Here is a 20,029-nt window from a genome sequence, read left to right on the forward strand (position 1 = left end):
CGTCACGGTAGCGGGCCCTCAGCGCGCGACGGGCGCAGCGCCCGTGCCAGCCCGTCGATCATGGCCGGGTGCCACCACGCCCAGTCGTGGCCCCCGGTCACCACGGTGAGCTGTGCGTCGTGCCCGTGGCGCGCCAGCTCGCCGCGCAGCTCGCGGCAGGCGCCCAGCATCTCCGGCTCGAGGGCGCCGACTTGCAGTTCCACCCGTGCCGGCTCCGCGGCGAGCAGCGGCCCGGCCAGGTCGAAGCGCCACAGCGACGGCGACTGCGCGACCGCGGCGCCGACCTGGCCACCGCCCAACGCCACGAGCCACAGCGCCGCCAGCCCGCCGAAGCTCGCCCCGGCGGCGACCACCTGCGCGGGGTCGCCACTGATGCCGACGCGCTGGCGCACCGCGGGCAGCAGATCCCGCAGCACGAAGTCCGTGGCGCCGCCGGGCACGCCGAGCTCCTCCCACCGGGTGGGCACGTCGCCCGAGTCCACGAGCACCGCCCGGGTCGGCGGCAGCGCGCCCGCGCGGATCGCGGCGTCCAGGCTCCCGGCGAGCGGCAGGGCCTGCGCCCACACCTGCCCGTCGAACACGACGGCCAGCGGCAGCACGTCCTCGGACGAGGATCCGGGCGGCTCGTACAGCCACACCCGCCAGGCGCGCCGGGCAGGAGTGGCGGCAAAGTCGATGACGCTCAGCGCCCGCTCCCCGGGACACGCGCGCCACGGGTGGGCGGGCGCGGCAGGGCCCTCGACCACCGAGACGGCGGTGTCGTGCATGGTCGCCGATCGCAAGGGGTTGCGCGGGTCGGGCGAGCCGGCCATCGCGGCGAGGCGGATGGCGCGGCGGTCGGCGGCTGCCCACCAGGGCGGCAGCCCGTCGCCGCGGTGGGCGGTGACCACGTAGGACGCGCGCCAATCCCGGGGCATCCGATAGGACAGCGTCCACAGGTCGGAGCCCTCGAGCCGGGTCAGCTCGCTGGCGCCCAGGTCGCGCACGTCGAGCACGCCGTTGGCGCTCAGCAGCACCGCCGACGCGCAGGCGTCCTCCACCACCCACGTGTAGACGCACTCGCCGCTCGCCGGGTCGCTGTCGTCGATCGTCGGCGACGGCCCGGCGAGCAGCCGCGCGGCGAGGTCACGGCGCCTGCCCGAGGTGGCCTCGGCGCCCCCCGCCCGGGCCTCGCGCCACGCGCGCTCGGGCTCGCCCACGACGCGCGGCACGCGCTCGATCCCGGGAGCGGCCATGGGCTTGCGCTCGTCGAAGCGCTGCCCGTGGACGTGGTGGGAGCGCGGCTCGGGAGGCGCGACGGTGCGTCGGGTCACGGCGCCGCCACGATCCCGGCGGCGGCGGTGGCAGGCACGGGCGCCTCGTCACCGGGCTCGACCTCGAGCTCGCCGTCCACCCGGTCGTGGTCGGACTCCTTGCCGTACCCGACCTCGGTGATCCCGTGATGCCAGTACCCGATGATGAGCTGCTGGCGCCTGTCGAAGCCGGTCTCGCGCAGATGCCGCCGCAGCTCGCGGACCACTGCGGACTCCGCGGCCACCCACACCCGGGCCGTGCCGCCCGCCGCCACCACGTCCTCGGGCGGCAGGGCCATGGCCAGCACCGCGTCCTGCAGCATGCGCGTGGAGCCTGCCGGGGCGCCGTCGCGGTGCAGCCAGCGCACCTCGACGCCCGGGGGCCTGCTCAGGCCCTGCTCCTCGCCGGCGTCCGCGACCTCGATGATCGCGAGCCCGCGCGTGGTGGCGGGCAGGTGCTCGAGGATCCACCCGACGGCCGGCAGCCCGGTCTCGTCGGCCACCAGCACGATCCAGTCGCACACCCCCGGCACCAGGCCGCCGCCGGCCAGCAGGCCGAGCCGGTCGCCCGGCTCCACCCGCTCGGCCCACGCCGACGCGAGCCCCTCGTCGCCGTGCCGCACGAAGTCCACGTCGAGCTCGCCGGCCTGCGCGTCGGCGCGGCGCATCGTGTAGGTGCGGACCCGGTCCCGCTGGCCGGGCGCCCACACGTACCTGCGGTTCTCCCGGACGGGCAGGTCGAGGCGGCCGCCGGCGCCCGGGAAGTAGAGCTTGATGTTGGGCGGCCCGGTCACCGAGAGGAACGCCTCGACCTCGGGGCCCGCGAACGTCACCCGGCGCATCCGCGGGGTCACGTCCACCACCCGCACGACCTCGGCGCTCACGGGCAGGCTGTCGGCGGTCATCGGGTCTCCCGGGTGGTGGTCAGAACAGGCGCGTCGTTCAGGGCAGGGCGGGCAGGGCGGGCGGGCCGGTCGGCGTCGAGCGGCACGACCATCGGCCGGCCCGTCACGGGATCCGGCACGCACACGCACTCGATGTCGTAGACCGCGCCGATCAGCTCCGCCGTCACGATGTCCTCCGGGGCGCCGGTGGCGACCACGCGCCCGTCCTTCATGGCGATCACGTGGTCGGCGTAGCGGAACGCCATGTTGAGGTCGTGCAGCACCGCGACGAGCGTGTAGTCGCCGGTGTCGTGCAGGCGGCGGCACAGGCTCAGCACCTCGATCTGGTGCGCGATGTCCAGGAACGTCGTCGGCTCGTCGAGCAGCAGCACCGGCGTCTGCTGCGCGAGCACCAGCGCGAGCCACACCCGCTGCCGCTGCCCGCCCGAGAGCTGGTCCACGGCGTGCTCGGCGAGGTCCGCCACACCGGTGGCCGTCATCGCCTCCAGCACGGCGCGCTCGTCGGCGGCGGACCACTGCCGCAGCATCGACTGGTGCGGGAACCGCCCCCGGGACACCAGGTCCGCGACGGTGATGCCGTCGGGCGCGGTGGAGCTCTGCGGCAGCAGCCCCAGGCGCCGGGCGACCTCGCGCGAGGAGTACTCGGTGATCGCCTTGCCGTCCAGCACCACCCGCCCGGCCCGCGGGGCGAGCAGCCGCGAGAGCGCGCGCAGCAGCGTCGACTTGCCGCACGCGTTGGGGCCGATGATCGCCGTGAACGACCCGGTGGGGATCTCGACGTCGAGGCCGGTCGAGACGATCCGGCCGTCGTAGCCGACGGTCAGGCCCTGGGCGGCGAGCGTGGAAGTCATGGAAGGTCCTTCGTCGTGGTTCACGCGCGGCCTCACACCTGGCGCGATCGGGTCAGCAGCCACAGCAGGTACGCCCCGCCGAGCAGGCCGGTCATGCGCCCGATCGGGATGGCGGCGTTCACCGGCAGGTGCTGGGTCAGCAGGTCGGCGGCGACGACGAGCGCGGCGCCCATGAACGCCGAGGAGGCCAGCGGCGCCCGCACCGAGCGCGTCACGCGCACCACGAGCTGCGGCGCGGCGAGGGCGACGAACGCGATGGGCCCGGCCGAGGCTGTGGCCAGCGCCGTCATCCCGACAGCCGCGACCATCAGCACCAGGCGGGTGCGCTCGACGCGGACCCCGAGCTGCCGGGCGGCGTCGTCGCCCATCTCCATCAGGTCGAGGTGCCGGCCGAGGGCGAGCACCACGGGCAGCAGCACCGCGAAGCCCACGGCCACCGGCCACACGTGCTCCCAGGCGCGCGCGTTGAGCGAGCCCGCCAGCCAGATCTCGGCGGACATGGCCTGCTCGATGCCGGCCCGCGCGAGCAGCAGCGTGTTCACCGCGGCGAGCATGGACCCGACGCCGATGCCGACCAGCACCAGGCGGAAGCCGCCGGTCACCCCGCCCTTGGAGGCGAGCGCGTAGACGGCCAGCGCGGTCAGCAGCCCGCCGGCCACAGCGCTCACCGACGTGGCCGTGGCGCCCGCGTTGAACAGCACGATCTGCGCGACGGCGCCCGTCGCGGCGCCCGTGGTGAAGCCGATGACGTCGGGCGAGCCGAGCGCGTTGCGGGAGATCGACTGGAAGACCGCGCCGGCGGTGCCCAGGCAGGCGCCGACGAACACCGCCGTCAGCAGTCGCGGCAGTCGGATGTCGGTGACGACCTTGCGGGTCACCGCGTCGTCGGTGCTGCCCGTCAGTCCCGCGAGGACCTCCGACGGGGTGAGCGGGATGGTGCCGGTGGCCATCACCAGCACCCCGAGCACCAGGATCAGCGCCGTCAGCGCGAGGCAGACGGCTGTGGTGCGGGGATGCCAGCGCCAGGACAGGCCCCCGCGTCGGAAGGCGCGTGAGCGCGGCGCGGGCGCGTGGCCCGCGGCGTCGGGCAGGGCGGTGGCGGCGGTCATAGCTGGGCGAACCTCCGGCGGCGGACGAGGGCGATGAAGAAGGGCCCGCCGATGACCGCCGACATCACGCCCGCGCCGATCTCGCCGGGATGCGCGATGACCCGCCCGAGCACGTCGGCGCCCAGCAGCACGATCATGGCGAACAGCGCGGACCATGGCAGCACGCGCCGCTGGTCGGGGCCCACGACGAGCCGCGCCATATGCGGCGCCGCGAGCCCGACGAAGGCGATGGGCCCGGCGGCGGCCGTCGCGGAGCCTGCGAGCAGCAGCACAGCCACCGACGCGAGGGTCCAGGTGCGGCGGCCGTTCAGCCCGAGCGCAGTGCTCATGTCGGAGCCGAGCGCGACGGCGTTGAGCGACGGCGCCACGGCGATGGCCAGCACCACGCCGACCACGATGCTCGCCGCGACCACCGGCACCGCGTCCATGCCCCGGCCCTGCAACGACCCGGTCGCCCAGGCGCGGAACGCGTCGAGGGCGCGGTCGGGCGAGTTGATGATGACGATCGAGGTCAGCGCCGCGAGCATCACGCTCAGGCCCGCGCCGGCCAGCACGAGCCGCACCGGGTTGGTGCCCGCGTCATGCGCGCGGCCGAGCATGAGCACCGCCACCGCCGCGAGTCCCGCGCCGAGGTACCCGAACCAGACGTACCCGCCGATGCCGTTGAGCCCGAAGGCCGAGACGCCCAGCACGATCGCGGCCGCGGCGCCGGCGTTGACGCCCAGCACCCCTGGCTCGGCGAGCGCGTTGCGCGTCATCGCCTGCATCAACGCGCCGGAGATGCCGAGCGCGGCGCCGACCAGCACCGCGATGATCGTGCGCGGCACCCGCAGCTCCCGCACGATCAGGTGCAGGTCGTTGCCCGGGTCGTAGGCGGTGAACGCCGAGATCGTCTCCGACAGCGGGATCTGCCGTGACCCGAGCGCCAGGCTGGCCAGCAGCAGCACGGCCAGGCACACCCAGGAGACGGCCAGCCCGGCCCGCCGCCTCGTGCGAGGCGACGGGCCGGGAGTGCGGCCCATGGTGCGGGCCGGGGCGATCGACATGAGGGGCCGAGTCAGCTCAGCTGCTCGACGAGCGTGTCGACGAGCGAGGTGGCGCTGTAGAGGTCCAGCCGGAACGACAGGCCCATCGGGTAGACCTGCTTGCTCTGCACGGCCGGCAGGTTCGCCAGCGTCGGGTCGGCGAGGAACCGCTCGACGTCGGGGGCCTCACCGGAGAGCAGGAACACGCTGTCGCCGCCGATGGCCGCGGTCAGGTTCTCGAAAGACACCCAGGCGACGTCCTGGCGCACCTGCTCGGACGTGTCGAGCCCGTCGGGGGCCGCGACCACCTCGATGCCCAGGCCGTCGAAGAGCTGCGCCCACGGGCTGGTCGTCTTGGCGACTGCGGAGTCCGACTCGGCGCCGTTGTAGCTGACGATGCTCGCGACGCCGGGGTCGACGGTGATCTTCTTCGCGGCGTCGGCCACGTAGGCGTCGAAGTCGGCTGCCGCTGCCGCCGCCTCGTCCTCTAGGCCGGTCGCCGCGCCCAGCTCGGTCGCGAGGTCCTGCCAGGTCTGGCTGGAGTAGTCCACGACGATCGTCGGGAAGAGCTCGCTGAGCTGCGCGTACTGGTCGAGCACGCTGTCGGCGCCGCTGGTGGAGACGATGACCAGGTCGGGCTCGGCCGCGATGACCGCCTCGAGGTCGAACTCGAGGTTCGGGTACAGGATCTCGACGCCGCGCTCGACGGCCAGGTCGCCCCACTGGCGGAAGAAGCCGTTCGCGTCGGCGGAGGCGGTGTCAGGCTTGCTCGCGGCCGAGGCCACGACGGGGGCGTCGATGGCGAGCAGGGTGCCCGTGGCGCTCATGGCCGTGGAGACGATCCGCTCGGGCTTCGCCTCGATGACCGTCTCACCCGCCTCATGCGTGATGGTGCGCGGCCACGACGCGTCCTCGGTGGCCTCGGCCCCGGCTGTGGCTCCTGCCTCGGCGGCGGGCTCGGGCGAGCTGCAGGCGCTCAGGGCGAGGGCGGCGAGGGCGAGCGTCACGGCTGCCTTCGAGCGCAGACGGAGGGACTTCACGGTGGGGGCTCCTCTGGGGGACGGTGCGAGACGCGACTGCGCTCCGTGGTGGAAGTTAGCAGAGCCTTGCCTAAGTGAGGTAACCCTTCCAGAGGATGGCCTCACTTCGGATCCCCAGGTCAGAACGTTAAGCAGGCCATCGCCCCGGCCCCTCAGGACGTTGGGCCCACCCGTCGCGGCAGCGTCACCCGGCCTCGTAGACGCGCAGCCAGCGCGTGAGGATCGGCTCCAGGGCGGCCCGATCCGCGGCCGAGAGCTGCTCCACGAGCCGCCGCTCGTTCCGCATGTGCTCGGCGAACGCGGCGTCGATGACCTCGAGCCCGGCCGGCGTGAGCGCGACGATGCGCCGACGCCCGTCCCCGTCAGCCGCCCTGCGCTCCACGAGCCCCGCGGCCACGAGCCTGTCGACGCGCTTGGTCATCGCACCGGTGGTGACCATCGTGTGCCGCGCGAGGTCGACGGGGGCCCGCTCATACGGCGCCCCGGCCCTGCGGAGCGCGGCGAGCACGTCGAACTCCCCTTCGCCGAGGCCGTGGCGCTCGTAGACGGCGACGAGCTCGGCGGTGAGGTGGGCCGCGAGGCGGTGCAACCGCCCGATGACCCCCTGGGGCGCGACATCGAGGTCCGGGCGCTCGCGTCGCCACTCCGCCTGGATACGGGCGACCCGGTCGCCCGCCTCGCCTGCCTCGCCGCGGTCCACATCACTCATCCGGCGATGATAGCTTCCCCGGAAGATATAGTCGCTTCCATGGAAGCGAAATGGCGCTGGATCCTCATCACGGCGATTGCCCCGGTGGCCTGGGGGTCGAACTACTTCGTGACCCGCCAGTACCTGCCCGTCGACTCGCCGCTGTGGGGCTCCGCGCTGCGCGCCCTGCCCGCCGGCGCCATCCTGCTGCTCCTCGCGCGACGGCTCCCCCGCGGCTCATGGTGGTGGCGGTCGCTCGTCCTGGGCACGCTCAACGTCGGGGCGTTCTTCATCCTGATCTACATCGCCTCCCAGCTGCTGCCCTCCAACGTGGCGTCGACGATCATGGCCTCCTCGGCGCTCGTGCTGATGCTGCTCGCCTGGCCGCTGCTCTCCGAGCGGCCCGCCGCCGCCGGCGCCGTCGGCGCGGTGACCGGTGTCGCGGGCGTCGCGGTGCTGCTGCTCGGAGGCGGCGCGCAGGCTCCCGGGTGGGGCGTGGCCGCGTCGATCGCGGCGATGGCCATGTCGTCCCTCGGCTTCGTCCTGACGAAGCGGTGGGCGCCGACGGAGTCGACCGTCGCCGTGACGTCCTGGCAGCTCATCGGAGGTGGCGCGCTGATCGTGCCCGCCGCGCTACTGGTCGAGGGCCCGCCACCATCGCTCGACTCCCCCGCGCTGCTGGGATTCGGCTACGTCACGCTGGTGGCGACGGCGCTCGCCTACGTCGCCTGGTTCGCCGGCCTGCGCCGACTGCCCGCAGGCGCCGTCGGCGCGATCGGGCTGCTCAACCCCGTCACGGGCGTCCTGCTGGGCACGGTGGCCGCCGGCGAGGCGTTCGGCCCGCGGCAGGCGGCCGGCGCCGCGCTCGTCCTCCTCGGCGTGCTGGTCAGCCAGCAGCGCGGCGCCGCCACGGGGCGCGTGCGCACCCCGTGGCGGCAGAAGTCAGCGCCATGCGCGCTTCCTTGACCTTGACCGCCGCGCGCTCAGATGACCTGCTCGGTGGGCAGGATGTGCACCTCGGCGAGGTTGACGTGCCGCGGGACGCTCGCGATGAAGGCGACAGTCTCCGCGATGTCAGCCGGCTGCAGGACGTCGATCTCCTTGATGAGGTCGGCCATGAGCTGGCTCGCCGCCGGGTCGGTCACATGGTCGGGCAGCTCGGTGTCCACCATGCCGGGCTCGATCGCGGAGACCCGGACCTTGCTGCGACCCAGCTCCATCCGCAGCAACCGGGTCAGCTGGGCCTGGTACGCCTTAGTCGCCGAGTACACCTGGAAGCGCTCGAGGTGGCGCACCGCTGCCGTCGAGGACGTCACGATGAGGTCAGCCGGCCCTCGTTCCGCGCTGCTGACCAGCGAGCGCACGAACGCCTGCACCGTGTTCATGGTGCCCTTGACGTTCAGGTCGATCTGGGCGTCCCAGTCCTCCACGGCGAGGTCCACGATGCTGCTGATGAGCTGCACGCCGGCGTTGGCGAAGACGAGGTCGACCTCGCCCAGCTCGCGCTGGACGCGGTCCGCGGTCGCCAGGAGGGCTTCTCGGTCCACGACGTCGGTGGGCAGCGCCAACGCCACGCCGCCGCGGGCGCGGATGCGATCCTCGAGCGCGTCGAGCCGCTCTCCACGACGCGCGAGGAGGGCGACCTTCGCGCCCAGGCCCGCGAGCCGCTCGGCGGTGGCCTCGCCGATGCCGCTCGAGGCGCCGGTCACCACGGCCACACGGCCGCTCAGCGGGGCCCCGGCGAGGATATGGGCGGGGTTGATGTGTTCTGTCGTCTGTGTCATGCGATCCACCCTGCCGCGGTCTGGCGACGCGAGGGAGGCCGCGTCAGGGCCACCCTCGCGTGGCGCCGTCCTCGAGAAGACGCACTGCCCTCGAGAAGACCGGGAGGCCGCCTACGACGAAGAGCGCCCGACCTATGGTCGGACGCTCTTCGTCTTCGGTGGAGCTGAGGGGATTCGAACCCCTGACCCCCTGCATGCCATGCAGGTGCGCTACCAGCTGCGCCACAGCCCCGTGAGATCAACCGGAAACGTGTTCCGGGCGGATCCCCCGTGCCCTTGCGGGCGTGGATAACTGTAGGTCAGACATGGCCCGAATGGCTAATCGGGATCTCTGACCTGCTGATCGGGCCCCGCGTTCCAGTCGGCGGAGGCGTCAGTGGGGCCCAGGTTGTAGCCGGTGAGCCGCCACAGGCCGCCATGGGTCGCGCGCCCCGCGTGCAGCTCCGCCCAGTGGGCATTGCTGGGGCCGGTGATGCCACGCCAGTCGGCCGGGAGACCCAGCAGCGCCCCGACGGCCAGGCTGATCGCCGCGCCGTGGGTGACGACCACGAGGGTGTCCCCCGCGTCGAGCCCGGCGGCGTGCTCGGCCACTGCCTCCTGCATGCGCTGCGCCACGTCCGCACGGCTCTCGCCGCCGGGCCGGTGCGGCTCGCCGCCCAGCGCCCACGCGGCGTGGTCGGCGGGCCAGCGCTCCGCGATCTCCTGGGAGGTCATGCCCTCCCAGTCGCCGAACGACCGCTCCCGCACGCGCGGGTCGAGCACCAGGTCGAGCCCGACCTGCTCGGCGAGCGCCTCGGCCGTCGCCCGCGCGCGCGACAGGTCGGAGCTCACGATGAGCGTGGGCCGGTACCGCGCGGTGAGGGCCGCCGCGGCGGTGTGCGCCTGCCAGCGGCCCACATCGTCGAGCGGGATGTCGATCTGGCCCTGCAACCGCCCGGAGGCGTTGTGCGCGGTGCGCCCGTGCCGCCAGAGCAGCACGCGCCCCGCCGTCACTGAGCGGTCCCGTCCTCGCCGGCGTCGTCCGCCGTGGTGCCGTCCCCGCTGCGGATGTCAGCGGGCAGCTCGATGGCCGGGCAGTCCTTCCACAGCTTCTCGAGCGCGTAGTAGACGCGGTCCTCGGCGTGCTGCACGTGCACCACGATGTCGCCGAAGTCCAGCAGGACCCAACGGCCCTCGGACTTGCCCTCGCGCCGCACGGCCTTCGAGCCGGCCTTGTGCAGGGCCTCCTCGACGGCGTCGACGATGGCGCCGACCTGCCGCTCGTTGGTGCCCGACGCGATGACGAACGCGTCCGTGAGGACGAGCTGCTCGCTCACGTCGAGGGCGATGATCTCTTCAGCCTTGAGATCGGCTGCGGCGCGGGCTGCCAGGATGGCGAGCTCGACGGCGCGTTCTGTTGCCGGCACGGGACTCCTTGGTGATAAGCGCTGCGGCGCTCGTCAGAGCACGCGCAGACCGGGTGAGAGGTCGACGGCCGCGGCTCCGGCAACCACCTCGGTGGAGGCCGGGCCGGCGGCAGAGTCGTCGCCACCGGCAGCCTTGCTGCCGAGCAGCATGATGAGGAAGCCGAGGACGAACGCGACGAGAGCCAGCACGATGAGCTGCAACCAGGTGTACGGGTGCGAGGGCCGCTCGTCGTACTCGTCGTCCTCGTCGTCGTCACTAGCGTACGGCGTGCCACTGGCGCCGGGCTCCGGCTGCCCGTCGGCTCCGGCCCGCGTGCCGCGCGTGAGCGAGCCCCACGGCGGGACGGACGCCTCCTCGGCAGGAGCGCTCGGCGCCCAGGAGGGCGCCCCTGTGGCATGCGGGGCGGGGTGCGGCGCGGCGTGCGGCTCCACCGGCGGGACGGGCCGCGCGTCAGGCGGCGCGCTCGGCGTGGTGCTCGCCCAGGACGGGCCCGCAGTGCTCGCAGGGCTGGCGGTGGGGCGCCACGGCGCCGCCGGGGCCTCGGGCGCCGGCGCGGCCTCGGCGGGGGCCGGTGCGCTCCCCCAGGCCGAGGACCGGGTGCTCGAGCGCGACGGCGCCGCCTGCGGCGCGGGCGTCGACGTGCGCACAGGCGCGCCGGGGGCCGCGGACGCGGCGGCCGCGCCCCAGCCAGCGGCTGCTGCCGACGTCGGGCCGCCGGTGGGCGCGGGCGCCCCGGCGCCCCACGGCCGCGACGGCTCGGGCTGGCGCGGCGCGGGCGGCGGGGTGGATGCGGGCCGCTGGGGCGACGGGGCCGCCGCGGCGCGATCGGCGTAGGTCGGCCGGGCGGGGGCGCTCGGGCCAGTGGGCCGCGCGTCGGGCCGCCCTTGCGAGGGCGCGGACGGCTGGCCGGGGTGGGAGCCCCACGCCGGGGACGCGCCCGCACTCGGGCCGGCGGACGGAGCCGGGGGGCCCTGACGCGGACCGGAGGGCTCCAACGAGGTGTCGCGGATCGAACGACGTGAGCGCATCGGGTTCGACGGCTCCGGGGCGAGCCCCGGCACCTGGTACGGGCCCTGGGACCCGGCCTGGCCGTCAGGCCCCACAGACTGCACCGGCTGGCTGCGCAGAGCGCGCCGGGACGTGGGCGCGCTGTCGGGCGCCGCGGGGCCGCCCACGGCTCCAGGGTCGTCCGAACGGGCCATCTCTCGACGGCGGCGGCGCTCTCCGGGTTCACTCATCGTTACCTCGATACAGACCGTGCTTCGCGATGTACTGGACCACCCCGTCAGGGACGAGGTACCAGACGGGCTGCCCGGCGCGCGCACGCGCACGGACGTCCGTCGAGGAGATCGCCAGCGCGGGGATCTCGTGCTGGCTCACCCGGTCGGCGGGCAAACCGGCGATGGACAACGTGTGACCGGGACGGGTCACGGCCACGAACTGCGCCATGCCGAAGAGCTCGTCCGGGTCCTTCCACGAGAGGATCTGCTCGACGGCGTCCGCTCCGGTGATGAAGAACAGATCGGCGCCAGGCCGGTGCAGGTTGAGGTCTCGCAGGGTGTCGACCGTGTACGTCAGCCCGGGACGGTCGATGTCGACCCGGCTCACCGTGAAGCGCGGGTTGGACGCGGTCGCGATGACCGCCATCAGGTACCGGTGCTCGGCGGCGGTGACGTGCTGGCCCTGCTTGAACGTCGGGTTGCCCGTCGGGACGAAGACCACCTCGTCCAGGTCGAACTCGGCGGCAACCTCGCTGGCGGCGACCAGGTGACCGTGGTGGATGGGGTCGAACGTGCCGCCCATCACACCGAGCCGGGGCCGTCGCGGCGTCATCGGCTGCAACCTCGCTCTCGTCCTCGTGGTGCTCGGAGCCGCGCTCAGTGGCGGGTGCCGACGCTCCGGAACGCGTACGTGGCGCCGAGCAGCGCGAGGAGGCCGGCCAGCGTGATCGCCCCGTAGACGATGGGCGGGAACGCGAGATGATTCACAGCGGCTTCCTCAGCAGCGAGCAGGGCAGCGTGCACGTCATCCTCCAGAAAGGTCCTGAGACAAAGCGGGTCCAGTGTCGCACGTCGGTCGGGCGCTCAGGCCCGGACGTGCCCGTCACCATGCACGACCCACTTCGTGGTGGTCAGCTCGGCGAGGCCCATGGGCCCCCGGGCGTGCAGCTTCTGCGTCGAGATCCCGATCTCCGCGCCGAGCCCGAACTGGCCGCCGTCGGTGAACCGGGTCGAGGCGTTGACGATGACCGCGGCGGAGTCGAGCTCCGCGACGAACCGCTCCGACGCCGCGAGGTCGCGGGTGACGATCGCCTCGGTGTGCCCCGACGACCAGGCGCGGATGTGCTCGATCGCGGCGTCCAGGTCGTCCACGACGCGCACGGCCAGGTCCAGCGACAGGTACTCCGTCGCCCAGTCCTCGTCGGTGGCGGGGACCACCTCCACGCCCTCGGGGGCGAGCGCGGCCGTCGCCGCGTCGCCGTGCAGCACGACACCCTCCCCCGCGAGCGCCGCCAGGGCGGCGGGCAGGAACGCGGGCGCGGCGTCGGCGTGCACCAGCAGCGTCTCGGCGGCGTTGCACACCCCCACGCGCTGGGTCTTGGAGTTGAGCAGGATGGGCAGCGCCATCGCGGGGTCGGCGCTGGCATCGACGTACACGTGGCAGTTGCCGACGCCCGTCTCCACGACGGGCACCGTGGACTCGCGCACGACGGTCTGGATCAGGTCCGCGCCACCGCGCGGGACGAGCACGTCCACCAGGCCGCGCGCGTGCATGAGCGCGACGGCGCCCTCGCGCCCGTAGGCGTCGATGGACTGGACCAGGTCGGCGGGCAGGCCCTGGGCGGCCAGCGCCTCGCCGAGCACCCCGACGATGACCTCGTTGCTGCGGGCGGCAGCCGAGCCCCCGCGCAGCACCACGGCGTTGCCGCTCTTGAGCGCCAGCCCGGCGGCGTCCACCGTGACGTTGGGGCGGGCCTCGTAGATCATGCCGACCACGCCCATCGGCACCCGGACCTGGCGCAGGCGCAGCCCGTTGGGCAGCGTGGAGCCGCGCACGACCTCCCCCACCGGGTCGGGCAGGGCGGCCAGCTCGCGCAGCGCCTCGGCGATGGCGACGATGCGGGCGTCGGTCAGCGCGAGCCGGTCGAGCAGCCCCGACGACGTGCCGTTCTCGCGGCCCCGCTCGAGGTCCTCGGCGTTTGCCTCGAGGATCTCGTCGGTGTGCGCGACGAGGGCGTCGGCGAGCGCGTCCAGGGCTGCGTCCTTGGTCGCCCGAGTCGCCGTGGCGAGCACACGGGCAGCGGACTTCGCGCGGCGCGCGGCGGCCAGCACGTGCTCGGCCACGTCGGACATCGGGCCGTTGACGTGGGACGACGGGGCCTGGACCGTGTTCTCGAGCGAGGCTGTCATGGCGCCAGCGTAGTCCGGGCCCTCGCGCTCATCGAGCCCCGTCTCGGACGTCGGGCCCGCCTCCCCGCACAGGCCAGGCCGTCAGGCGAGCCCGCGCGCCCGGCCCGCGTCGTCCGGCCCCCACAGCGTCGTCGACACCTCGCGGCGCACCAGCGGCACGACCTCCTCGGCGAAGCGGCGCAGCACGTCCTGCTGCTGCTCGTAGGGCAGCACGGGGTTGAGCGAGACGGACTGGACGTCATGGCCGTAGGCCTTGTGGTAGGCGAGGATCTTCTCGGCCACCTGCTCTGGGGAGCCCACCAGCGCCGGCCCGTGCGCCACCGCGTCCTCGAGGGTGGGGAACGACGACGCCTTGCCGGGACGGCCGTCGCCGGCGTGCGCGGCGGCGGTGCGGGCGGCCTGCGCCTCGTACACCGCCCGGTACTCGGCCGTCGCCTGCGCGGTGGTGTCGGCGAGGAACAGCCCGCCCGAGCCGGAGCCGACATACGCCTTCGCCGGGTCGTGGCCGTAGGCCGCGTACTGCTCGCGGTAGTGGTCGATGAGCGCCTTGTAGGCCTCCCGGGGCTGGAACGCGTTCGCCGTGAAGATCGGGTCGCCCCATCGGGCGGCGAGCTCGACGGCGAAGGTCGACGTCGCGGAGCCGTGCCACACGCGGAACGGGCCGTCGAAGGGACGCGGCTGCGTCGTCGCGTCGGCCAGCGGGGCGTGGAAGCGGCCCGACCAGTCGACGTGCTCCTCGCGCAGCAGGCGCCGCAGCAGCTCGTAGTTCTCCTGGAGGTAGTCGTACTGGTGGGCGATGTCGAGCCCGAACAGCGGGAAGTGCCGGTCCTCGTTGCCCTTGCCGATGACGATCTCGAGCCGCCCGCCGGAGAGCTGGTCGACGGTGGCGTAGTCCTCGGCGACCCGCACCGGGTCCAGCAGCGAGAGCACGGTGACCCCGGTGCTCAGCAGGATGCGCTCGGTGGCCTGCGCGAGCGCGCCGAGCAGCACCGTGGGCGAGGAGGACAGGAAGTCCCCGGCGTGCCGCTCCCCCACGGCGTACGAGTCGAAGCCGAGCTGCTCGGCGAGGACCGCGTTCTGCACCACGCGCTCGAGCCGCTCCGTGGGGCTGATCAGCTCGCCGGTGACGGGGTGCGGGGTGTGCGGGACGATGTCGAGGACCTGGAACCTCATGGGCGTGCTCCTTCGGGAGTCTCGACATCGAGGCCGAACGCGAGGAGCGGGCTCCCCTCGATGATGTGGGTCTCCCGCTCGGGAAGGCGGGAGAAGCCGAGCCGCTGGTAGAGCCGGTGGGCGCCCGTCATCTCGGCGCCGGAGTTCATCACCACGCGCCGCAGTCCGCGCTGGCGTGCGAGCTCGACGACATGCCGGGTGAGCAGCTCGCCGATGCCTCGCCCACGGGCGGCCGGGTCGACGGCGAGGAGCCGGAAGTCGAGCTCGCCGTCCTCCGCGACCAGGGAGATGCGGGCCCCTGGCCGCGGGGTGGCGACGGCGCCCAGCAGTGCGCCGGTCGCCAGGTCCTGGGCGACCCACACCTCGTGCTCGCGCGCGCGGGCCTCGACGTCCGCGAGCTCGGCGCGGTACCGGTCACTGATCGCGTAGTCGTGGCTGTACGCCGCAACGGTCAGCTCGGCGACCCGCTCGTGCTCATGCGCGGCGATCAGCCGGACGAGCACGCCGTGGCGTGAGAAGTCGTACCGGTAGAAGACGAGCCGCCCGACGCCCGGCACCTCTGCGGTCTCGCGCTCGACGTCGCGGGCGAACCCCAGCCGCTCGTAGAGGCGCTGGGCGTCCACGTTGGCCGGCCCGGTGTCCAGGACGAGCGCGTCCATGCCCCAGGCGCGCGCCCGGTCGAGGGACTCGAGGACCATCGCGCCCCCGATGCCACGGCCCCGCCCGGCGGGGGCGACCGTGAGCAGCCGCAGCTCGGCCTCGCCGTCCCGCGCCTCGCGGGCGTGGTCTGTGCCGTTCCGCAGCAGGCTGGCCGTGCCGAGCAGCTCGTCGCCCTCGACGGCCACCAGCAGGTCGCCGCTGGCGGCTCGCCCGGCGGCGTCGCGCAGCAGCCGCACTCGCTCCGGATTCGTGGTCGGCCCGTACACCCCGGTGGCGAAGCCGTGCTCGGTCAGGCGCCCTACCGCGGGGTGCTCGTCGACGCGCGCGCTGCGAATCTCGATGCTCATCCGTTCCCTGTCCCTCGTCCTGCCCGTTCGGCCGTCGCCCTGCCCTGGCTGCTTGCTCACTCGAAGTAGCCGGGCACGTCCACCGGCCCGCCGGCGTGCTCGAAGTCCTGGCGCACGGCGTCCCGCAGGCGCGGGTCGGCAAGATAGTCGAGCGCCGTGAGCGCCAGCCCGATGGCCCCGTCGATCGCGGCCCGGTCGCCGGCCGGACCGCCTGCGGCGTGGGCGAACTCGCGGGTGTGCAGGGCGACGTCGGGCTCGCTGACGGCGATCATCGGGTGGATGCCGGGCAGCCGCTGGCTCACGTTCCCGAAGTCCGTCGACGCCGCGAGGATCTCCGGCACGATGCCGCCCGCGAGCGCGGTGCGCCCCTGCGCCGCCTGGTGCTGGGCCCAGCGCTCGGCCAGTGGGGTGTTGGTGCGCAGCGGCAGGCTGAACGGCACGGGGTCCCAGGTCACCTCGGCCGTGGTGCCGGTGGCTAGCGCGACGCCGTGGGCGATGTCCTCCAGGCGCTGGGACAGGTCGCGGAGCGTGGCGGCGTGCGCCGATCGCACGTAGTACTCGAGGGTGGCGCGCTCGGGCACGACGCTCGGCCGCTCCCCGCCCTCGAGCACGATGCCGTGGACGCGGTCCGAGGGCGGGATGTGCTGGCGGAGAAAACCGACCGCCTGGTAGTTGAGTGCGACGGCGTCGAGCGCGTTCCGCCCCATGAACGGGCTCGCCGACGCATGGGCCGCGACCCCGTGATAGGTCACGCGCAGCCGGCGGCGCCCCAAGAACGGGTGATCGACGACGTCATAGCCGAACGGGTGGACCATCACCGCAGCGTCCACCCCGTCGAAGAACCCGGCGCGCGCGAGGATCTCCTTGCCGGAGTTCCCCTCCTCGGCAGGGGTGCCCAGGAGCAGCACCCGGCCCGGCAGCTCGAGCCCGTCGGCCACGGCCCGGCGCAGCGCGAGGAACGCCCCCACGCCCGCCGCGGCGATCACGTTGTGGCCGCAGGCGTGGCCGATCCCCGGCAGCGCGTCGTACTCCGCGAGGATCGCCACGGTGGGCCCCGCGCCCGGGTCGGGATCCCCGGAGTCCGGGCCGGCGGCCGTCAGCCCCGCGCGCAGCGCCGTGGCCAGCCCGTGCGAGCCGACAGTCGCGGTGACGCCGTGCCTGGCCAGCAGATCGGCGATCTCCGCAGCGGCCCGGCGCTCCTGGAACGCCTCCTCGGGATGCGCGTGGATGACGCGCGAGAACACGACGACGTCGTCCTGCTGGGCCTCGGCGGCGGACCGGACCCGTGCCACATCGCGCTCGGCTGCGCCCTGGTGCGGTGAGGCCGACGGGACGAAGGTCGCCCGGCGGCGCTCCGTCTGCGCCCGCAGCGCGTCGAGATAGGCGGTGCTCGGCGGCGCCGGCCGTGTGCGGTCCTCGCTCATCGCCCGCGGCCTTCGGTCAGCAGCCGGTCGAGACCCCGGTCGCGCGGTGGGGCGGTGAGCGGGTGCTCGGTCATCGTGGGTCTCCCTGGGTGGTGCGGGGTCGGTCCGAGTGGCGCCTCGGAGGGGTGGACGTCGGTCAACGACGCCGTCGCCAGGACCAGGATGGTGCCCGCAGCGCACACGAGGCCAACCACGCGGGCATTCCCGATGCGCGACACCACCCTGGACGGCGCCTGCCAGCCTCACCCGGACACCCCCAGCGCACGCGCCCGCCGCCCGGGCACCGCCTCGACGAGCTCGCGGGTGTACGCCTCCCGCGGGTCGAGCAGCACCTGCTCCGGCGTCCCCCGCTCGACGAGCCGCCCGCGATGCATGACGCCCACCTCGTCGGCGATCTGCCGCACGACGGCCAGATCGTGGGAGATGAAGAGGTAGCTCAGGCCGTGCTCGGCCTGCAGCTCCGCCAACAGGTCCAGGATCTGCGCCTGGACGGACACGTCGAGCGCGGAGACAGGCTCGTCGAGCACCACCAAGTCCGGGTGCAGGGCGAGCGCCCGCGCGATGGCCACACGCTGCCGCTGCCCGCCCGACAGCTCCGCGGGCAGCCGGCCCGCGACGCCCGTCGGCAGCGCGACCCGGTCGAGGAGCTCGCGGACCCGGGCCGCACGGGTCGCGGCGTCGCCGACGCGGAACGCGCGCAACGGCTCGGCGATCACCCGCTCGACGGTGAAGCGCGGGGTCCAGCGACGCGTACGGGCTCTGGTAGACGACCTGCACGCGTCGCCGCAGCCGGCGCAGCCGCTCCCCCGACACCCGCGTCACGTCCACCCCGTCGAGATGGACCGTGCCGGACGTGGGCTGCTCCAAGCGCAGCACCAGCCGCGCGGTGGTGCTCTTGCCCGATCCCGACTCGCCCACCAGCGCGAACGTGCGCCCGGACGGGATCTCGAAGCTCACCTCGTCGACGGCCCGCAGGGTGCGGGCGCCGCCTGCCGTGCGGGGCAGGGCGAACTCCTTGACCAGCCCGCGCGCGCTGAGCAGCGGGGCAGCGAGGCCATCGGGGGTCGCGGCGCCCAGGCCATCCGTCGCCTCGAAGGCCTGGTCGTCTGGGGTCGAGGGGCCCTGGCCGCCCACGGGCGCCGTCCGGGCGCCCGGCGCCCGCCCACCGCCGCGGGGGCCGGCCGCCAGGCTCGGCGCGGCGGCGATCAGCGCCCGCGTGTAGGGGTGGCGCGGCGCGCCCAGCACCTGCGCCGTCGGGCCCTGCTCGACGACCTGCCCGTGCTGGAGCACGACGATGCGGTCCGCCCGGTCCGCGGCGACGCCCAGGTCATGCGTGATGAGCAGCACCGCGGTGCCGAGCGTCGAGGTGAGCGCGGCGATGTGGTCGAGGATGCCGCGCTGCACGGTGACGTCGAGCGCCGAGGTCGGCTCGTCGGCGATCACGAGGCGTGGCCGGGCCGCGAGCGCGATGGCGATGAGCACGCGCTGGCGCATCCCGCCGGAGAGCTCGGTGGGGTACTGGCGGGCGCGCACCTCCGGGCGGTCGAGCCCGGCCTCGCCGAGCAGCTCGACCGCGCGGGCGCGGGCCTGCCGCCGCCCGGCGAGCCCGTGCAGCACGAGCACCTCGGCCACCTGCGCGCCAACCCGCATGACGGGGTTGAGGGAGACCGTGGGGTCCTGGGGGACGAGCCCGATGTCCCGGCCGCGCACCTCACGCCACTGCTGCTCGGAGAGCCCGGTGAGGTCCTCGCCGCCGAAGCGCAGCCTGCCCCCGTCCACGCGCCCGCCACGGGCGAGCAGGTGGATGACGGCGTGCGCGAGGGTGCTCTTGCCCGAGCCCGACTCCCCCACCAGCGCCACGACCTCGCCGGGGCGCACCTCCAAGGTCACGCCGCGCACCGCGTCGGCCCGCCCCTCCCCGGACCGGTACGACACGCGCAGGTCCTCGACGCTCAGCAGCGGGCCCTGCTCGGCAACCGTGCCCATCAGTCCTCCACCCGTCGTTCCAGCGCACGCGCGACGCGGTTCGCCGACAGCACCACTGCCACGATCACCAGGCCCGGGAACGTGGCGAGCCACCAGGCGGCAGCCAGGTAGTTGCGCCCCTCGGAGACCAGCGACCCCCACTCGGGCGCGGGAGGCGCCGCGCCGTAGCCCAGGAAGCTCAGCGCGGAGATCGCCAGGATCGCGGCGCCGAACTCGAGCGCCACGAGCGCGAGCACGGGCCCCGAGGCGTTGGGCAGCACATGCTGGCCCAGCACCGCATGCCAGCGGGCGCCCGACGAGCGCGCGGCCTCGACGTACACCGAGGCGCTCACCCGCAGCACCTCGGAGCGCATCACCCGGGCGAAGGCCGCCACGCTGGTGATGCCCACCGCGACGGCCACCTTGAGGGAGCCGAAGCCCAGCACGGTGACCAGGGCCAGCGACAGCAGCAACCCCGGGATGGCGAGCAGCACGTCGACGACGCGCCCCACCACGTCGTCCACCCACCCCCGCAGGAACCCGGCCAGCAGGCCCAGGAACGTGCCGACGGCCAGGCCCACGACCACGGCGACGACTGTCGCCTGGATCGACAGCGCGGCCCCGTGCACCACCCGGGCGAACAGGTCCCGCCCGATCTGGTCGGTGCCGAACGGGTGCGCGGCGGAGGGGCCCTGCAGGCGCTCGGCCGGGACGCCGGTGATCGGATCGGCGGAGGTGAACAGGCCCGGCGCGACGACCCACGCCGCCACGCCCAGCAGCACCAGGACCGAGAGCGCCAGCCCCGGGCTGCGGCACAGCGCACGCCACACTGGGCGGGCCGCCGACGCCGGCCAGCGCCGGCCGGGGGCCGGGATCACGGCGCCGGCTGCGTGGGATGCGCCGGGCTGCAGGTGCTCGACTACTGCCATCAGATCGCTCCTCGTCTCGG

General features: G+C 74.4%; 19 protein-coding genes, 1 tRNA gene and 1 pseudogene. 2 read left to right on the top strand and 19 right to left on the bottom strand.

Annotation, left to right across the window (positions count from 1 at the left end):
• Positions 1–2: 2 nt before the first annotated feature.
• The 7 genes from QUV83_RS09090 to QUV83_RS09120 form a co-directional block, all read right to left on the bottom strand.
• Positions 3–1,313: an enterochelin esterase domain-containing protein gene (locus QUV83_RS09090; protein ID WP_289564036.1), complete on the bottom strand. Its 1,311-nt coding sequence runs from the start codon at positions 1,311–1,313 to the stop codon at positions 3–5.
• Complete coding sequence (locus QUV83_RS09095; RefSeq protein WP_289564037.1) at positions 1,310–2,197, bottom strand: siderophore-interacting protein; 888 nt, start codon at positions 2,195–2,197, stop codon at positions 1,310–1,312. The genes QUV83_RS09090 and QUV83_RS09095 overlap by 4 nt, the downstream gene beginning before the upstream one ends.
• The gene (locus tag QUV83_RS09100; RefSeq protein WP_289564038.1) at positions 2,194–3,048 is read right to left on the bottom strand and encodes an ABC transporter ATP-binding protein; all 855 of its coding nucleotides are present in this window, start codon (positions 3,046–3,048) and stop codon (positions 2,194–2,196) included. Before QUV83_RS09100 ends, QUV83_RS09095 begins: the two co-directional genes overlap by 4 nt.
• A 32-nt stretch (positions 3,049–3,080) precedes the next feature.
• Positions 3,081–4,157, bottom strand: coding sequence for a FecCD family ABC transporter permease (locus QUV83_RS09105; protein WP_289564039.1), 1,077 nt, complete (start codon positions 4,155–4,157; stop codon positions 3,081–3,083).
• On the bottom strand, positions 4,154–5,203 hold the full coding sequence (locus QUV83_RS09110) for a FecCD family ABC transporter permease (RefSeq protein ID WP_289564041.1): 1,050 nt from the start codon (positions 5,201–5,203) through the stop codon (positions 4,154–4,156). The genes QUV83_RS09105 and QUV83_RS09110 overlap by 4 nt, the downstream gene beginning before the upstream one ends.
• 11 nt (positions 5,204–5,214) lie before the next feature.
• Positions 5,215–6,222, bottom strand: a complete 1,008-nt coding sequence (gene fepB, locus QUV83_RS09115) for a Fe2+-enterobactin ABC transporter substrate-binding protein (RefSeq protein ID WP_289564043.1) — start codon at positions 6,220–6,222, stop codon at positions 5,215–5,217.
• 184 nt (positions 6,223–6,406) lie between these two features.
• Positions 6,407–6,931: a MarR family winged helix-turn-helix transcriptional regulator gene (locus QUV83_RS09120; RefSeq protein WP_289564044.1), complete on the bottom strand. Its 525-nt coding sequence runs from the start codon at positions 6,929–6,931 to the stop codon at positions 6,407–6,409.
• A 39-nt stretch (positions 6,932–6,970) separates the two neighbouring features.
• On the opposite strand from QUV83_RS09120, the gene QUV83_RS09125 reads away from it, so the two are divergent.
• Entirely contained in the window at positions 6,971–7,876 is a 906-nt protein-coding gene (locus QUV83_RS09125) for a DMT family transporter (RefSeq protein ID WP_289564046.1), read from the top strand.
• 17 nt (positions 7,877–7,893) lie between these two features.
• Here the strand turns inward: QUV83_RS09125 and QUV83_RS09130 are convergent, their stop codons facing one another.
• The 5 genes from QUV83_RS09130 to QUV83_RS09150 form a co-directional block, all read right to left on the bottom strand.
• On the bottom strand, positions 7,894–8,694 hold the full coding sequence (locus QUV83_RS09130) for an SDR family oxidoreductase (RefSeq protein ID WP_289564048.1): 801 nt from the start codon (positions 8,692–8,694) through the stop codon (positions 7,894–7,896).
• A gap of 159 nt (positions 8,695–8,853) precedes the next feature.
• A tRNA-Ala gene (locus tag QUV83_RS09135) sits at positions 8,854–8,926 on the bottom strand.
• Between the two features lie 86 nt (positions 8,927–9,012).
• The gene (locus QUV83_RS09140; RefSeq protein ID WP_289564050.1) at positions 9,013–9,687 is read right to left on the bottom strand and encodes a histidine phosphatase family protein; all 675 of its coding nucleotides are present in this window, start codon (positions 9,685–9,687) and stop codon (positions 9,013–9,015) included.
• The gene (gene rsfS / locus QUV83_RS09145; RefSeq protein WP_289564053.1) at positions 9,684–10,100 is read right to left on the bottom strand and encodes a ribosome silencing factor; all 417 of its coding nucleotides are present in this window, start codon (positions 10,098–10,100) and stop codon (positions 9,684–9,686) included. Before rsfS ends, QUV83_RS09140 begins: the two co-directional genes overlap by 4 nt.
• Positions 10,101–10,133: 33 nt before the next feature.
• Entirely contained in the window at positions 10,134–10,532 is a 399-nt protein-coding gene (locus QUV83_RS09150; RefSeq protein WP_289564055.1) for a hypothetical protein, read from the bottom strand.
• A gap of 37 nt (positions 10,533–10,569) precedes the next feature.
• Here QUV83_RS09150 and QUV83_RS09155 point away from each other — a divergent pair, with 37 nt between their 5' ends.
• Entirely contained in the window at positions 10,570–10,935 is a 366-nt protein-coding gene (locus QUV83_RS09155; protein ID WP_289564057.1) for a hypothetical protein, read from the top strand.
• A gap of 396 nt (positions 10,936–11,331) precedes the next feature.
• Here QUV83_RS09155 and nadD read toward each other — a convergent pair whose 3' ends face one another.
• From nadD to QUV83_RS09190, 7 genes and pseudogenes are all read right to left on the bottom strand, one after another.
• Complete coding sequence (gene nadD / locus QUV83_RS09160) at positions 11,332–11,934, bottom strand: nicotinate-nucleotide adenylyltransferase (RefSeq protein ID WP_289564059.1); 603 nt, start codon at positions 11,932–11,934, stop codon at positions 11,332–11,334.
• Between the two features lie 251 nt (positions 11,935–12,185).
• Entirely contained in the window at positions 12,186–13,511 is a 1,326-nt protein-coding gene (locus QUV83_RS09165; protein ID WP_436231897.1) for a glutamate-5-semialdehyde dehydrogenase, read from the bottom strand.
• 81 nt (positions 13,512–13,592) lie between these two features.
• Positions 13,593–14,684 carry an LLM class flavin-dependent oxidoreductase gene (locus tag QUV83_RS09170; protein ID WP_289564061.1) on the bottom strand — a complete coding sequence of 364 codons (1,092 nt, stop codon included), beginning with the start codon at positions 14,682–14,684 and terminating at the stop codon, positions 13,593–13,595.
• Positions 14,681–15,691: a GNAT family N-acetyltransferase gene (locus tag QUV83_RS09175; protein WP_289564063.1), complete on the bottom strand. Its 1,011-nt coding sequence runs from the start codon at positions 15,689–15,691 to the stop codon at positions 14,681–14,683. The genes QUV83_RS09170 and QUV83_RS09175 overlap by 4 nt, the downstream gene beginning before the upstream one ends.
• A gap of 56 nt (positions 15,692–15,747) precedes the next feature.
• Positions 15,748–17,115 (bottom strand): M20 family metallopeptidase, encoded by a 1,368-nt coding sequence (locus tag QUV83_RS09180; RefSeq protein ID WP_289564065.1) that lies wholly within the window; start codon positions 17,113–17,115, stop codon positions 15,748–15,750.
• A 242-nt stretch (positions 17,116–17,357) separates the two neighbouring features.
• Positions 17,358–19,101: pseudogene (locus QUV83_RS09185) on the bottom strand (dipeptide ABC transporter ATP-binding protein).
• Positions 19,101–20,009 (bottom strand): ABC transporter permease, encoded by a 909-nt coding sequence (locus QUV83_RS09190; RefSeq protein ID WP_289564067.1) that lies wholly within the window; start codon positions 20,007–20,009, stop codon positions 19,101–19,103. Before QUV83_RS09190 ends, QUV83_RS09185 begins: the two are co-directional and overlap by 1 nt.
• Positions 20,010–20,029 lie beyond the last annotated feature (20 nt).

Source organism: Cellulomonas cellasea, from assembly GCF_030372105.1.
Taxonomy (GTDB): domain Bacteria; phylum Actinomycetota; class Actinomycetes; order Actinomycetales; family Cellulomonadaceae; genus Cellulomonas_A; species Cellulomonas_A cellasea_A.

Coding starts and splice junctions, on each gene's coding strand:
- QUV83_RS09095 (WP_289564037.1), bottom strand. CDS start 2,197: ATGACCGCCGACAGCCTGCCCGTGAGCGCCGAGGTCGTGCGGGTGGTG.
- QUV83_RS09100 (WP_289564038.1), bottom strand. CDS start 3,048: ATGACTTCCACGCTCGCCGCCCAGGGCCTGACCGTCGGCTACGACGGC.
- QUV83_RS09105 (WP_289564039.1), bottom strand. CDS start 4,157: ATGACCGCCGCCACCGCCCTGCCCGACGCCGCGGGCCACGCGCCCGCG.
- QUV83_RS09110 (WP_289564041.1), bottom strand. CDS start 5,203: ATGTCGATCGCCCCGGCCCGCACCATGGGCCGCACTCCCGGCCCGTCG.
- QUV83_RS09120 (WP_289564044.1), bottom strand. CDS start 6,931: ATGAGTGATGTGGACCGCGGCGAGGCAGGCGAGGCGGGCGACCGGGTC.
- QUV83_RS09125 (WP_289564046.1), top strand. CDS start 6,971: ATGGAAGCGAAATGGCGCTGGATCCTCATCACGGCGATTGCCCCGGTG.
- QUV83_RS09130 (WP_289564048.1), bottom strand. CDS start 8,694: ATGACACAGACGACAGAACACATCAACCCCGCCCATATCCTCGCCGGG.
- nadD (WP_289564059.1), bottom strand. CDS start 11,934: ATGACGCCGCGACGGCCCCGGCTCGGTGTGATGGGCGGCACGTTCGAC.
- QUV83_RS09165 (WP_436231897.1), bottom strand. CDS start 13,511: ATGACAGCCTCGCTCGAGAACACGGTCCAGGCCCCGTCGTCCCACGTC.
- QUV83_RS09170 (WP_289564061.1), bottom strand. CDS start 14,684: ATGAGGTTCCAGGTCCTCGACATCGTCCCGCACACCCCGCACCCCGTC.
- QUV83_RS09175 (WP_289564063.1), bottom strand. CDS start 15,691: ATGAGCATCGAGATTCGCAGCGCGCGCGTCGACGAGCACCCCGCGGTA.
- QUV83_RS09180 (WP_289564065.1), bottom strand. CDS start 17,115: ATGAGCGAGGACCGCACACGGCCGGCGCCGCCGAGCACCGCCTATCTC.
- QUV83_RS09190 (WP_289564067.1), bottom strand. CDS start 20,009: ATGGCAGTAGTCGAGCACCTGCAGCCCGGCGCATCCCACGCAGCCGGC.